The 12,413-nt window shown below is 68.0% G+C and carries 13 protein-coding genes; 5 read left to right on the forward strand and 8 right to left on the reverse strand.

Annotated features, from left to right (window positions below):
- Positions 1-2,433: an LPS-assembly protein LptD gene (locus C1H66_RS07820; RefSeq protein WP_102627338.1), complete on the reverse strand. Its 2,433-nt coding sequence runs from the start codon at positions 2,431-2,433 to the stop codon at positions 1-3.
- 172 nt (positions 2,434-2,605) lie between these two features.
- On the opposite strand from C1H66_RS07820, the gene C1H66_RS07825 reads away from it, so the two are divergent.
- The 3 genes from C1H66_RS07825 to C1H66_RS07835 all read left to right on the forward strand — a co-directional run bounded on the left by C1H66_RS07825 (position 2,606) and on the right by C1H66_RS07835 (position 4,795).
- Positions 2,606-3,631 (forward strand): aminoglycoside phosphotransferase family protein, encoded by a 1,026-nt coding sequence (locus C1H66_RS07825; RefSeq protein WP_102627339.1) that lies wholly within the window; start codon positions 2,606-2,608, stop codon positions 3,629-3,631.
- Positions 3,628-4,299, forward strand: coding sequence for an N-acetylmuramate alpha-1-phosphate uridylyltransferase MurU (murU, locus tag C1H66_RS07830; RefSeq protein ID WP_102627340.1), 672 nt, complete (start codon positions 3,628-3,630; stop codon positions 4,297-4,299). The genes C1H66_RS07825 and murU overlap by 4 nt, the downstream gene beginning before the upstream one ends.
- A 76-nt stretch (positions 4,300-4,375) precedes the next feature.
- On the forward strand, positions 4,376-4,795 hold the full coding sequence (locus C1H66_RS07835; RefSeq protein WP_102627341.1) for an OsmC family protein: 420 nt from the start codon (positions 4,376-4,378) through the stop codon (positions 4,793-4,795).
- A 129-nt stretch (positions 4,796-4,924) separates the two neighbouring features.
- Here the strand turns inward: C1H66_RS07835 and coq7 are convergent, their stop codons facing one another.
- The 5 genes from coq7 to phaR form a co-directional block, all read right to left on the reverse strand.
- Positions 4,925-5,569 (reverse strand): 2-polyprenyl-3-methyl-6-methoxy-1,4-benzoquinone monooxygenase, encoded by a 645-nt coding sequence (gene coq7, locus C1H66_RS07840; protein WP_102627342.1) that lies wholly within the window; start codon positions 5,567-5,569, stop codon positions 4,925-4,927.
- Between the two features lie 163 nt (positions 5,570-5,732).
- A complete protein-coding gene (locus C1H66_RS07845; RefSeq protein WP_102627343.1) occupies positions 5,733-6,074 on the reverse strand; it encodes a histidine triad nucleotide-binding protein in 342 nt (113 codons plus the stop codon).
- Between the two features lie 40 nt (positions 6,075-6,114).
- The gene (locus tag C1H66_RS07850) at positions 6,115-6,987 is read right to left on the reverse strand and encodes a phosphoribulokinase (protein ID WP_102627344.1); all 873 of its coding nucleotides are present in this window, start codon (positions 6,985-6,987) and stop codon (positions 6,115-6,117) included.
- A gap of 43 nt (positions 6,988-7,030) precedes the next feature.
- A complete protein-coding gene (gene purD / locus C1H66_RS07855; protein ID WP_102627345.1) occupies positions 7,031-8,326 on the reverse strand; it encodes a phosphoribosylamine--glycine ligase in 1,296 nt (431 codons plus the stop codon).
- Between the two features lie 80 nt (positions 8,327-8,406).
- Entirely contained in the window at positions 8,407-8,859 is a 453-nt protein-coding gene (gene phaR, locus C1H66_RS07860) for a polyhydroxyalkanoate synthesis repressor PhaR (RefSeq protein WP_102627346.1), read from the reverse strand.
- A gap of 88 nt (positions 8,860-8,947) precedes the next feature.
- Between phaR and C1H66_RS07865 the strand changes: the two genes are divergently transcribed.
- Positions 8,948-9,661 carry a 16S rRNA (uracil(1498)-N(3))-methyltransferase gene (locus C1H66_RS07865; RefSeq protein ID WP_102627347.1) on the forward strand — a complete coding sequence of 238 codons (714 nt, stop codon included), beginning with the start codon at positions 8,948-8,950 and terminating at the stop codon, positions 9,659-9,661.
- 8 nt (positions 9,662-9,669) lie between these two features.
- Here C1H66_RS07865 and rloA3 read toward each other — a convergent pair whose 3' ends face one another.
- Positions 9,670-10,245, reverse strand: coding sequence for a retropepsin-like aspartic peptidase RloA3 (rloA3, locus tag C1H66_RS07870; protein WP_102627348.1), 576 nt, complete (start codon positions 10,243-10,245; stop codon positions 9,670-9,672).
- A gap of 184 nt (positions 10,246-10,429) precedes the next feature.
- Between rloA3 and C1H66_RS07875 the strand changes: the two genes are divergently transcribed.
- Complete coding sequence (locus C1H66_RS07875) at positions 10,430-11,014, forward strand: PRC-barrel domain containing protein (protein WP_181423394.1); 585 nt, start codon at positions 10,430-10,432, stop codon at positions 11,012-11,014.
- Positions 11,015-11,050: 36 nt separating this feature from the next.
- Here C1H66_RS07875 and C1H66_RS07880 read toward each other — a convergent pair whose 3' ends face one another.
- Positions 11,051-12,331, reverse strand: a complete 1,281-nt coding sequence (locus tag C1H66_RS07880) for a lytic murein transglycosylase (RefSeq protein WP_102627349.1) — start codon at positions 12,329-12,331, stop codon at positions 11,051-11,053.
- Positions 12,332-12,413: the final 82 nt, after the last annotated feature.

Below are 12,413 nucleotides of genomic sequence, written 5' to 3' on the forward strand. Positions count from 1 at the left end.
TCAGAAGGCGGTGGAGCGATAGCCCGGAATGGCCTCCTCGAAATAGCTGTCGGCTTCGCGCCCTACGCCGCCCAGGCCCTTGAACACGAAGCGCAGGAAGATCCCCCGATCGGTGAAGTCATCTTCGATGCGGGCGGTGTCGTTGTCGTCGATCCACTCTCGCCAGACCAGTTGCAGACCATAGCAGCAGTCGTTCCACTGCACACCCGCCAGTTGCTCCAGCGCCCGGCTGTTGGTGTGGTCGTAGAGGAAGCGCCCGATCATGTCGACCCGAGGGCTCGCCTTCCAGGCGAACGACAGGTCGTACTCCTCGCGGTTGTAGTCGCGAAAGTCGTCGTCGCTCGGTCTCACCGAGGGATCGAAGCCTTGGAGCTCCCAACGGTAGCCAAGGTTCACTACGTGACCGGCCGGGGCACGGTACTGCAGATCCGTGGAGGCCCTTTCGGTACGCTCCAGATGGTCGTCATAGAGCCACTCCCAGCGGGAGCGCCACTGGTCGTTGATGCGCCAGTCGAGCCGGGTCACCAGCGGTGAACGGTCCCGAGTGGCTCGGTAGTGGCGCTCGAAGTTCGACTCCGGCGGCAGCGTGTCGGGATCGCCGTTCATGTCGATGGTGCGATCATCGAAGTAGGCCGACTGCCCCACCCCCACCGAGAGACGCTCGCGGCCGCGCGCGTCTTCCAGCAGCCGTGACTCGACACCCAGCGAAAGGCGGTTGAGGTCACCCACCCGATCGGCCCCGGAGAAACGGTGCGGCGACCAGAGCTGGTTCCAGGAAAAGGCCCGCTCCCTGGTGTCGAATTCGGGAAACTCGCTCTGGTCCCGTGCCGGGACATAGGCGTAGTTGAACCGTGGCTCGAGGGTCTGACGGTAATCTCGCCCGCCGAGTTCCAGCTCACGCTCGAAAACCAGCCCGCCATCCACCGAGGAGACCGGCACCTCGCGGGTCAGCGAGGTATCACGATCGGTGTCCCGCTCGGCGTAGTCCAGGTCGTAGGCGGTGGCGAGCCACTCCACGCGGGGCTCCAGATGCCCCCAGCTCCGGTCGAAGCGCCAGCCCGTCGCCGGCGACAGGTGAAGCCGCGTGCCGGTGGCCGACTCGCGCAGCGGCACCGCATTGCGGTCCACGTCACGCCAGAAGTGCGTGGCATTGGACCGCCACTGCTGGTAGAAGCCGGTGTCCTGGGACCAGCGGGCGTTGGCGGTCAGGCTGGGCAGGCGGTAGAAGGGCTTGTCACGGTCGCGCAGCGGGTCCTTGAGCTTCTGGTAGCCCTGGGCCCGCGCGTCGAGCTGCCAGACGTCGCCGCGATAGTCGAGCTGTGCCAGCCGCGGCAGGTTGGAGGTGTGGCGTTCGCTGAAGTCGCTGCCGAAGTCATCGAAATAGCGCCCGTCGCTGGCCGCCCCATAGCGCAGCCGGTAGCGGGTACGGGCATCGAAGCGACCGGCATGCCGGTAGTCGACGTACCAACGGTCCTCGCCCTCGAAGCGCCGCGAGGCGGCATTGGGGTTGTCGCTGGAACCTCCATCGTCGCTGGACAGGAAGGCCCCCTCGATCTGGCCGGCGTCCGTGGGAAAGAGGTAGCGATACTCGCCACCCAGCAGCAGGCCACGGTCGGTGATCCAGCGCGGGGTGATGGTGGCATCGAAGTTGGGCGCGATGTTCCAGTAGAACGGCTGGGCATAGTCCAGGGCATCACTGGAGAGCCCGAGCGCCGGCCACAGGAAGCCGGTGTGACGGCGGTCGTCGATGGGAAAGCGCACCCAGGGCCAGTAGAAGACCGGCACTCGGCCCATCTCGAGGCGAGCGTGGCGAGCGGTGCCGAAACCACTCTCGCGGTCGAGCACCACGTCGTTGCCGATCAACCGCCACAACTCGCTGCCCGGGTCGCAGGTGGTGAAGCTCGCCTCCGAGAGGCGGTAGCGGCCGTCCTCGAGTCGCTGCAGGCGCACGGCGTCGCCACGCAGGCGATGATCATGGACCACGTAGTGGGCGGTATCGATGCTCGCCGCGTCCGAGGTCAGGGAGAACTCGGCGGCCTCCCCCCGCACCAGCAGGTTCTGGTCACGCAGCGCCAGCGGGCCCTCGGCGAAGGCGCTTTCCCGCGAGCCCGGCACCCGTACGCGCGGCGCCTCGAGCTGGGAGGTGTCACGGCGCAGGATCACCTCACCGCCGAGAATGGTCTCGCCGTCCTCGCCGTAGTGGGCGCTGTCCGACTCGCTGCTGACCCGTCCCCCCTCAGGGGGCGGCAGCCGGTAGCCGGGCATCACGTAGGTCCCGCGGCACAGGGCGTCCGCCGGACGGTCTTCGCCCCAGGGTTGCCAGTCCAGCGACTCGGCCGGCAGCGGCTCGGGAGGCGCCGCCGAGAGCGGCCCGCTGAACAGGCCAGAAGTCGCCAGGCCGGCCAGGGCCGTCCATGTGAGTCGCTTGCCCATGTTCCTCGATGTCCTTGGCGGGATGAATCGGTATTATACAGGCCGCACCGAGCCTGTCCCCCCGACATCCAGCACCCTGGAGGCCGGCGGTGGTCGGCTCAGCATGCGGTGACGCCATGGACCCGTCAACCGGGCATGACCATCGAGCCCGTCCATCGAATCAGGAGCCAGAATGCCCCAGGCCACCCCCGTCACGCGAACCGAACGACTGCGTCTCTGGGCCGCTGCGCGACACGGCCTGGCACCCGAGGCCCTGGCACTGAGCCTGGCCGCCGGCGATGCCAGCTTTCGACGCTATTTCCGATTGCACCTGCCCGACGGCACCACCCGCATGTTGATGGATGCACCTCCGGCGCAGGAGGACAGCCATCCCTTCGTGGCCATCGCCCGGCACTGGGGGGCGGTCGGCCTGCCGGTGCCGCGCCTCCACGGCGAGGACCTCGACGCCGGCTTCCTCGAGCTCGACGATCTGGGGGACACCCCGTTGCAGGCATACCTGCGCGGCGACGACCACCCCGAGACCCTGGCCTGGCACGAGCGCGCCATGGCGCTGCTCGACGACCTGCAGAACCGAGCGCTCCCGGCGGACCTGCCGCCCTATGACGCGGCACTGCTCGGTCGCGAACTCGATCTCTTTCCCGACTGGTGCCTGGGCGCGTGGCTCGAGATCGAGACGCCACCAGGCTGGACGGCACTACGCGAGACACTGATCGCCTCCGCCCTGGCCCAGCCGGTGGTCACGGTGCATCGCGACTTCGACGCCATGAATCTGATGGTCCATGAGCGGTGCCTCTACCTGATCGATTTCCAGGACGCCGTGGCGGGGCCGATCAGCTATGACCTGATCTCGCTGCTGCGCGGCCGCTACTGCCGCTTCCCGCCGGCCCGTTTCGCCGCCTGGGTCGAGGCCTTCCGGCAGCGCGCGGTCGCCGATGGCCGCCTCCCGGGCACCACCACGGCCGATGCCTTCCTCGGCCAGGCGCAGGCCATGGCCGCCCAGCGCGCCCTGAAGGTGCTCGGCATCTTCTGTCGCCTGACCCTGCGCGACGGCCGCGAGGGCTATCTCGAGCGATTGCCGCACTTTCTCGACCACCTCGACGACAGCCTGGCGCACCTGCCCGATCAGGACGCCTTCCGCACCTGGCTGACACGCGAGTTCCGCCCGGCGCTGTCGCAGCGTCTGGAGGCCACCCCGTGAAGGCGATGATCCTGGCCGCCGGGCTCGGCACCCGCATGCGTCCGCTCACCGACCACTGCCCCAAGCCACTGCTGCCGGTGGGCGGCAAGCCGTTGATCGTGCATCACCTGGAACGCCTGGCCGCCGCCGGTATCACTGATGTGGTGATCAATGTCAGCTACCGGGCCGAGCAGATCATCGCGGCCCTCGGCGACGGCAGCGATTTCGGCGTCGCCATCGCCTGGAGTCGTGAGGAGATGCCGCTGGAGACCGGCGGCGGCGTCCTCCAGGCCCTGCCGCAGTTGGGGGAGGCCCCCTTCCTGCTGATCAACGGCGATATCTGGTGCGATCTCGATCCCGCCCGCCTGCCACGGCTGCAGGGCGACCTGGCCCATCTGGTACTGGTGGACAACCCCGACCACCATCCCGCGGGCGACTTCCACCTGGACGATGGCGGCCGGGTGCATGCCGAGGGCGAACCGCGGCTCACCTTCGCCGGGATCAGCCTGCTCGCCCCGACGCTGCTGGCCGGCCAGGCAGCGGGCGCCTTCGCCCTGGCACCGCTGCTGCGACGGGCCATGACCGCCGGGCTGGTCGGCGGCCATCATCACCGGGGGGGCTGGGTCGACGTGGGCACCCCCGAACGCCTCGATGCGCTCGATCGCCGGCTACGGGCCGAACGGGGCTGAGCCCCGCTCCGCCAGATGCTATGCTGCCCTGCCCGATGCGGGCCCCAAGATACCGACACAGAAGGAACCCCACCCCATGAAAGCCAGCGTCAAGTGGACCGACGGTCGCCAATTCGTGGCCGAATCCGGCAGCGGCCACAGCGTGGTCATCGACGGGCCACCCGACCACGGCGGCCGCAACACCGGCCCGCGCCCCATGGAGATGCTGCTGATGGGCCTCGGCGCCTGCACCTCCTTCGACGTGCTGGAGATCCTCGAGAAGTCCCGCGCCCCGGTCGTCGACTGCGTGGCCACCATCGAGGCGGAACGCGCCGACAGCGTGCCCAGCGTCTTCACCCGGATCCACGTGCACTTCACCGTCTCCGGCACGGGGCTGAAGGAGAACCAGGTGAAGCGGGCCGTGGAACTCTCGGCCGAGAAGTACTGCAGTGCCTCGATCATGCTGACCAAGGGCGGCGTCGACGTCAGCCACTCCTTCACCATCGTCGAAGAATAGAGCCGTAAGCTTTAAGCTGTAAGCCGTAAGTACACGGCCTACATGGCCTCTAAACCAGAACACCCCGGAGAGCCAGCTCTCCGGGGTGTTCTTATTATGGCTTAACGCTTACGGCTTATAGCTTATAGCTTATAGCTTATAAACGCTCTTGGTCATCACCCTGGACATCAACGACATACCGAACTTCACCGGGGCCGGAAAGCGGGCACCGCCGGCCTCCAGCGCCAGTTGGGCGTGATGGGCCTCGTCGATGGCCATCTGCCGGAGCACCGCGCGGGAGCGATGATCGCCCGGTGGCAGACGCTCCATGTGATCGTCCAGATGCTTGCCGACCTGCTCCTCGGTAGCGGCGACGAAGCCCAGGCTGAGGCGATCGCCGATCGCTCCGGCCACGGCACCGAGGCCGAAGGAGGCGGCATAGAAGAACGGGTTGAGCCGGCTGGTGTGGTCATGCAGCTCCTGGAGGCGATCATCGCACCAGGCGAGGTGGTCGATCTCCTCCTGGGCGGCCTCCTCCATCTGGCCGCGCACCTCGGGCAGCTTGGCGGTCAGCCCCTGGCCCTGATAGAGCGCCTGGGCACAGACCTCGCCGGTATGATTGATGCGCATCAGCCCCGCGGCGTGGCGCCGCTCCTCATCGCTCATCGGCTCATCGTGCACCTCCTCACCGGCAGGTGTCGGCCGCGAGGCCCGGGCGGCATGGGGCACCAGGGTACGCAGGACGGTATCGAACTGGTGAATCAGGTTGTCGGTACGGGAGAGCTTGCGGGTCATGGTCGCCTCGTCGCGGATTCTGACGCCATTGTAGCCGAGGGGGTCTGGGCGCCAGAAGCTCCTTCTCTGCAACGCACAGCGCCACCCGACCGGTGGCGCCGCAAGGATGCACCTGATGCGTCGAACCGCCAGGACGCGAGCGGCTTCCACCGCCGAGCGCCAGCTAGCCAGCCGGCCAAGTGAAGCGTCGACCGCCCATCAGGTGCATATGGATATGATAGACGGTCTGCCCACCCTGGTCATTGCAGTTCATCACCACCCGGTAGCCGTCGTCGGCGAAGCCGCGCTCCTTCGCCAGCCTGGCCGCCGTGTACTGCAGCCGGCCGACCAGCGCCAGATCGTCCTCCTCGATATCGTTGAGGGTGGCGATGTGCCGCTTGGGCACGATCACGACATGGGTTGGAGCCTGGGGGTTGATGTCATTGAACGCCAGCACCTCGTCGTCCTCGTGGACGATGTCCGCGGGAATCTCGCGGTTGATGATCTTGCAGAACAGGCAATCCATCACTGGCTCCTTGTCGTCAGCGGGCGTCGTTCGAAAAGGCTCAGCGGAAGCGCCGCTGGGCCAGCAGGTGGCGCACCAGCGGTGCCAGGATCAGCTCCATGGCCAGCGACAACCGCGAGCCCGGCACCACCAGGGTGTGCGGGCGGCTCATGAAGGCGTCCTGGATCATCGCCAGCAGATAGGGAAAATCGACCGTGGAGGGATCGCGGAAGCGAATCACCACGAAGGATTCGGCATCGGTGGGGATGTCCTGCACCTCGAAGGGGTTGGAGGTATCCACCGTGGGCACGCGCTGGAAATTGATGTGGGTGCGCGAGAACTGTGGCTGGATGTAGCGCACGTAATCGTCCATGCGCCCCAGGATGGTGTCGATCACCGCCTCCTGGGAGTAGCCGCGCTGCTTGATGTCGCGGTCGATCTTCTGGATCCACTCCAGGTTCATGGTCGGTGCCACGCCCACCAGCAGATCGACGTGGCGGGCGATGTCGTGCTCGGCGGTGACCAGGCCGCCGTGCAGCCCCTCATAGAACAGCAGGTCGGTGCCGCAGGGCAGCGGCTGCCACTCGGTGAAGGTACCCACCCGATAGCCGGCCTCGATCATCTGCTTGTCTTCGGCGTGGATATAGTGGCGGAAGGTCCCGGTACCGAACTCGCCGTACTCCAGGAACAGCGCCTCGAGACGATCGAGCAGGTTGGCTTCCACGGCGAAGTGGGAGAGCTCGCCCTTGCGCTCGGGCTCATCGCGGAAGATGCGCGCCAGCTCCTCCCGACTGTAGCGATGGAAGGCATCGCCGTCGACGAAGGCGGCGTGCACGTCCTCCCGGGCGAACATGCGCTCGAAGGTGCGCTTGACCGTGGTGGTCCCGGCCCCGGAGGAGCCGGTCACGGCGATGATCGGATACTCGCGGGACATCAGCTCGCTCCATCGTCTTGTTGTTCTCGGTGGGACCTGGCGATCAGCCGGCCTGGCGCTCGCGGGCGATGGCCCGGAAGGCGATATCGCGACGGCAGAAGGCGCCCTCCCAGGTGATCGCCTCCACGCCCCGGTAGGCCAGGTCACGCGCCGCCGAGACCCCCTCGCCGAGGGCGGTGACGCAGAGCACCCGGCCACCGGCGGTGACGACCTCACCCCGGGCGTCCTCCCGGGTCCCGGCATGGAAGACCTTGCAACCGGTGGCCTCGGCGGCCTCGAGCCCGGTGATCACGTCATCCTTGCGGTAGCTGCCGGGATAGCCGCCGGCGGCCAGCACCACCCCCACCGCGGCACGCGGGTCCCAGTCACAGGCCAGACCCTCGAGTTCGCCCCGGGCACCGGCCAGGCAGAGTGCCGCCAGGTCGGACTGCAAGCGCAGCATGATCGGCTGGGTCTCCGGGTCGCCGAAGCGGCAGTTGTACTCAATCACCCGGGGGTTGCCCTGAGGATCGATCATCAGGCCGGCATAGAGGAAGCCGCTGTAGGGGTGGCCCTCCTCGGCCATCCCGCGCACCGTGGGCAGGATGACCCGCTCCATGATCCGCGCATGCACCGCGTCGGTGACCACCGGCGCCGGCGAGTAGGCGCCCATGCCGCCGGTGTTGGGGCCGGCATCGCCGTCCAGGGCGCGCTTGTGGTCCTGGCTGGTGGCCATGGGCAGCACCGTCTCGCCGTCGACCATGACGATGAAGCTGGCCTCCTCGCCCTCGAGGAACTCCTCGATCACCACCCGGGCGCCGGCATCGCCGAAGGCGTTGGCCTCGAGCATGTCGCGCACCGCCGCCTCGGCTTCGGCGAGGGTCATGGCCACGATCACTCCCTTGCCGGCGGCCAGGCCGTCGGCCTTGATCACGATGGGCGCGCCCTTCTCGGCCAGGTACGCCAGGGCCGGTGCCACCTCGGTGAAGGTGCGGTAGTCGGCGGTGGGGATGGCATGTCGCGCCAGGAAGTCCTTGGTGAACGACTTGGATCCCTCGAGCTGGGCGGCGGCCCGGGTCGGGCCGAAGATCGCCAGCCCCGCCTCGCGGAAACGGTCGACCACACCCTCGACCAGCGGCGCCTCGGGACCGACGATGGTCAACGCGACGCCCTCCTCCCGGGCGAAGGCCACCAACCCCTCCAGGTCGGAGACGCCGATGTCGATGTTCTCCAGGCCCGGCTCGCGGGCGGTGCCGGCGTTGCCGGGCGCGACGAAGACCGCCTCCACCCGGGGCGACTGGGCAACCTTCCAGGCCAGGGCATGTTCGCGGCCACCGCCGCCGATGATCAGAACCTTCATCCGTTCAACCTTTTGGCATCTCGAAACGTCGCGGCATTATGTCAGAAAGTCGCCGCCACCGCCCTCCCGAGCGCCCTGTATCACTTCTGCTCGTCGTCGTCCTTGCTGCCGGCCTGGCTGATGGTCTGCTGCCAGAAGCGCATGTTCTCCTCGGCCAGCTCACGCATCAGTTCCATGGGCGAATGCCGCATGGCTTGCTGCCACTGGTCCTGCACGTGCTTCTGCTGCTCGAGCATCAGCCGGGTGCCCTGCTCCAGGTAGCGGGCCAGCGGCAGCGGTTGGGACATGGCATAGACACGGATCAGCTGCTCGAGCAGGTCGTTGGAGAAGACCTCCGCCTCGCCGTCGGCCTGCTCCTGCTCGATGATGATCGACAGCAGGATGGTCCGGGTCAGGTCCTCGCCGCTCTTGGCATCCTCGACACGAAAGGGAACCTCGTCGAGGATCAGGCCTCGCAGATCCTCGAGGGTCACGTAGCGACTCTGTTCGGTATCATAGAGTCTGCGGTTGGCATACTTGCGTATCACGCGCACGGCGCTGCTCCTTGTCGTGAGGTGGGCCGTTGCCCCCATACTGGTATTGTGCACCGCGACACCGCCCATGCAAGGGAAACGAGGCCCCATGAACCTGATCCTGCTCTCGCCCGCCGACCTCGAAGGCGATAGCCTCGCCCGGGTCCGCGACCCGCGCCGCCTGGCCCACCTGCACAGGGTACACCGTGCCCGCCCCGGCGACCGCCTCACCCTGGGCGTCGAGGGGGGCGGCATCGGCCGCGGCGAACTCCTGTCACTCGACGAGCACGAGGCGTGCTTCGCCATCGACGCCCTCGACCAGTTGCCGCCACCGGCACTGCCGGTGCACCTGGTGCTGGCACTGCCGCGCCCGCGCATGTTGGCGCGTAGTCTCGAGCACGTCACGGCACTGGGCGTGAAGCATATCACCCTGCTGCACAGCCGCCGCGTTGAAAAGAGCTACTGGCAGTCGCCTGAACTGGCAACGGAGAAGATCCAGGCTCACCTGGTGCTGGGCCTGGAACAGGCGCGGGATACGACGCTGCCCGCGGTGACGCTGGCGAAGGGGTTCCGCCCCTTCGTCGAGGACAGGCTGCCGGAGCTGCTGGCGGAACGCCGTGGCCTGCTGGCCCACCCCGGCATGCCCCGCGCCTGTCCGCGCGGCCTCTCCGACCCCACCCTGCTGCTGGTCGGGCCGGAAGGGGGCTTCATCCCCTGGGAGGTGGAGCAGCTGCTCGCCGCCGGCTGCGAGGGCATCCACCTGGGGCCACGCATCCTGCGGGTGGAGACCGCGGTGACCGCCCTGCTCGCCCGACTGTTCTGAGCAACGGCTCAGTCCTCTTCCGACTCATAGGCGACCAGCGGTGAATCCTCGTCACATTGCGGGGCGTTCAGGAAGGTATCGCGAACGTCCAGCAATCCCAGATGGCCGATGGTACGCCGCCCCAGCAGCAGCGGATAATGCATCTCCTCGCGGTTGCGCAGGCCGAACTGCTCCTCGTAGACGGTATCGCCCATGCACACCTTCATCAGCACCACCAGCCGCTCGTCGCGCCCCCCCGCACCGCGGACCCGGATATCGCGATACAGCGGCAGTTCCATCGATTCGGAGAAGGTCTCGCCGCTCGCCTCGTCCTCCAGCTCGAGACGAAAGCGCACCCACTCCTCATCATCCTTCTCGAAGCGCTCGATGTCGCGGGCATCGAGCGAGGAGGTCAGCGCCCCACTGTCGAGCTTGGCTTTCACCTCCACGCCCCAGGGCTCCAGGGTCGCCTTCTCCACCCAGCCGAACACCTTCTCGTCGGCAAGGGCCTGGGACATCCCGACGGCCAGCAGCAGTGCCGTGATCAGACCGAGCGCACGCTTCGGCCAGTGCCCCGGGGGTTGGGGTGCCAGGGGGGTTCTCATTGGCAAACTCCTTCGCGCGGGCTACACGCGGAACTGAAAAAGACAAAAAACGTGCAAATGGACCACGCTGCGGGTCACAGGTTCCCTACTTGACGCCCCGGCACGGCTCGCAAATGCTGTGAACACGCCTTGCCGTACGCACCCGGCAGGTGCCCCATGGAGCCTATCGACGGGAGGAGAGCCCATGATCACGCGAGACATCACAAGGACGATACTGCCCGGCGCCCTGGGCCTGGTCGCCACTGGCCTGGTCATCACGGCCCAGGCCCAGTCGGATCCACAGGGGCTCTACTCGGCCCGCATGATTCTCGATGCCGACGTGCACCTGGCAGCCGACCCCGACACCCCGGTCGGCGAAGTCGATGACATCCTGCTCGGCGACGACATGGCGGTCCATGCCCTGGTGGTGCAGAGCGGAGCCACCCTCGGCCTCGGCGGCCAGGAGGTCGTGATCACCAACGCCCTCTACCGGCTCGACACCCGGCTCGACGAGGACGGTACCACCTCTCACCGGGTGATGGTCGAGGCCAGCGAGGAGGAGTTCGCGTCCCTGCCCCGCTACGACCGCGACTGGCAACAGCAGGCCCGGGAACGCTCGCGCGAGGCCTGGACGCGCTCCCAGGAGGGCGCCGACAGTGCCTGGCAGCGTACCCGCGAAGGGGCGGAACGCGTCGGCGACCGTGCCGAACGCGCCTGGGAACGCACCCGGGAAGGCGCCGAGCGCGCCGGGGACGCGATCAGCGAGGCCCTCGACAACATGACCAATTGAGGGTCCCCCGGGCGGCATCCGGCCAGGGGCCACCCTTCACCGCTTCAGCCGCTCCAGCAGGCGAACGGTGGCGAAGCCGTCCGGCGTGACATCGATCGACTGCTGGAAGGCCCTCAGGCCGCGCCGCGTATTGGGCCCCATGATCCCGTCCGGGGTGCCCACGTCGAAGCCGCGGGCATTCAGCGCCTGCTGCATCTCGCGCACCTGGCTGCGCATCAGCGGCTGCTCGTCCCGGGGCCAACCCTGCACCACGCCCTCGCGCCCGGCGATCTCGTCGGCCAGGGTGCCCACCGCCAGGGCGTAGCTGGTGGCGTTGTTGTAACGCAGGATGGCCCGGTAGTTGGGCCCCACCAGGAAGGCGGGGCCACGGGCCCCGGCCGGCGCGATCACCGAGGCCGCGGCGAACTCGGGCAACGACCCACCGCTTACCGCGCGCACCCCCTGGTCGGCCCACTCCTGGCTCGAGTGACGGGTCGCGAGTTCGGTCTGGGCATGGTCGAAATGTTCCGGCAGGCGCACCTCCACCCCCCAGGGCTCACCGGACTGCCAGCCGGCCCGCGCCAGGTAGTTGGCGGTGGAGGCCATCACGTCCGGGATACTGCCCCAGATATCGCGGCGCCCGTCGCCGTCGCCGTCGACCGCATAGCTCTCGAAGCTCGAGGGGATGAACTGGGTATGGCCCATGGCACCGGCCCAGGAACCGACCATGCGCTCGGGGGCGATGTCGCCCTGGTCGAGGATGCGCAGCGCGGCCAGCAGTTCACCACGGGCGAAATCGCGACGGCGGCCATCGAAGGCCAGCGTGGCCAGGGCATCGAGGGTCGAGAAGTCGCCGAAGTTGCTACCGTAGTTGCTCTCGATGCCCCAGATGGCCACGATCACCTCGGCGGGAACGCCATAGTGCCGCTCCATGCGACGCGCCGTATCACGGTGCGCCGAGAGCCTCTCCCGCCCCTGGGTCACCCGCTGGGCGGAGACGGCACTGTCGAGATACTGCCAGATCGGTCGCACGAACTCGGGCTGGGAGCGGTCGAGCTCGATGACCCGCGAACGGTAGCGAACGCCGTCCAGGGCACGCGCCAGGGTCGACTCGCTGATGCCCTCGGCACGGGCGTCACGCCGGAAGCCGGCCAGCCAGCCGGGAAAATCCGACGGCGGCGCAACCTCGGCCACGTTCTCGGGGGCAGCCGGCGACGGAGCGGCCGCCGCCTCGGCACCTTCGGCGTCGCGATCCGCGGCGCTGGCCTCGGTGGTCGGGCTGCTCTGGCAACCGGCGAGCAGCGCCAGCAGCACGGAAGTGGTAAGAATCCTGCGCATCGTCACTCCTGCTTTCCTTGGCAATTCATCCGGCATCGATCATCGCGCAGAAAGCTCATCCAGGCCAGAGGCATCGACGTCT

The sequence above is a fragment of the Halomonas heilongjiangensis genome (genome assembly GCF_002879645.1).
GTDB classification, from domain to species: domain Bacteria; phylum Pseudomonadota; class Gammaproteobacteria; order Pseudomonadales; family Halomonadaceae; genus Halomonas; species Halomonas heilongjiangensis.

Excerpts from the sequence above, each read along its gene's own strand:
- C1H66_RS07865 (WP_102627347.1), top strand. The coding sequence starts at position 8,948 with ATGAACCTGATCCTGCTCTCGCCCGCCGACCTCGAAGGCGATAGCCTC.
- C1H66_RS07850 (WP_102627344.1), bottom strand. The coding sequence starts at position 6,987 with ATGTCCCGCGAGTATCCGATCATCGCCGTGACCGGCTCCTCCGGGGCC.
- purD (WP_102627345.1), bottom strand. The coding sequence starts at position 8,326 with ATGAAGGTTCTGATCATCGGCGGCGGTGGCCGCGAACATGCCCTGGCC.
- C1H66_RS07845 (WP_102627343.1), bottom strand. The coding sequence starts at position 6,074 with ATGGATTGCCTGTTCTGCAAGATCATCAACCGCGAGATTCCCGCGGAC.
- C1H66_RS07820 (WP_102627338.1), bottom strand. The coding sequence starts at position 2,433 with ATGGGCAAGCGACTCACATGGACGGCCCTGGCCGGCCTGGCGACTTCT.
- rloA3 (WP_102627348.1), bottom strand. The coding sequence starts at position 10,245 with ATGAGAACCCCCCTGGCACCCCAACCCCCGGGGCACTGGCCGAAGCGT.
- C1H66_RS07835 (WP_102627341.1), top strand. The coding sequence starts at position 4,376 with ATGAAAGCCAGCGTCAAGTGGACCGACGGTCGCCAATTCGTGGCCGAA.
- coq7 (WP_102627342.1), bottom strand. The coding sequence starts at position 5,569 with ATGACCCGCAAGCTCTCCCGTACCGACAACCTGATTCACCAGTTCGAT.
- C1H66_RS07825 (WP_102627339.1), top strand. The coding sequence starts at position 2,606 with ATGCCCCAGGCCACCCCCGTCACGCGAACCGAACGACTGCGTCTCTGG.
- C1H66_RS07875 (WP_181423394.1), top strand. The coding sequence starts at position 10,430 with ATGATCACGCGAGACATCACAAGGACGATACTGCCCGGCGCCCTGGGC.
- C1H66_RS07880 (WP_102627349.1), bottom strand. The coding sequence starts at position 12,331 with ATGCGCAGGATTCTTACCACTTCCGTGCTGCTGGCGCTGCTCGCCGGT.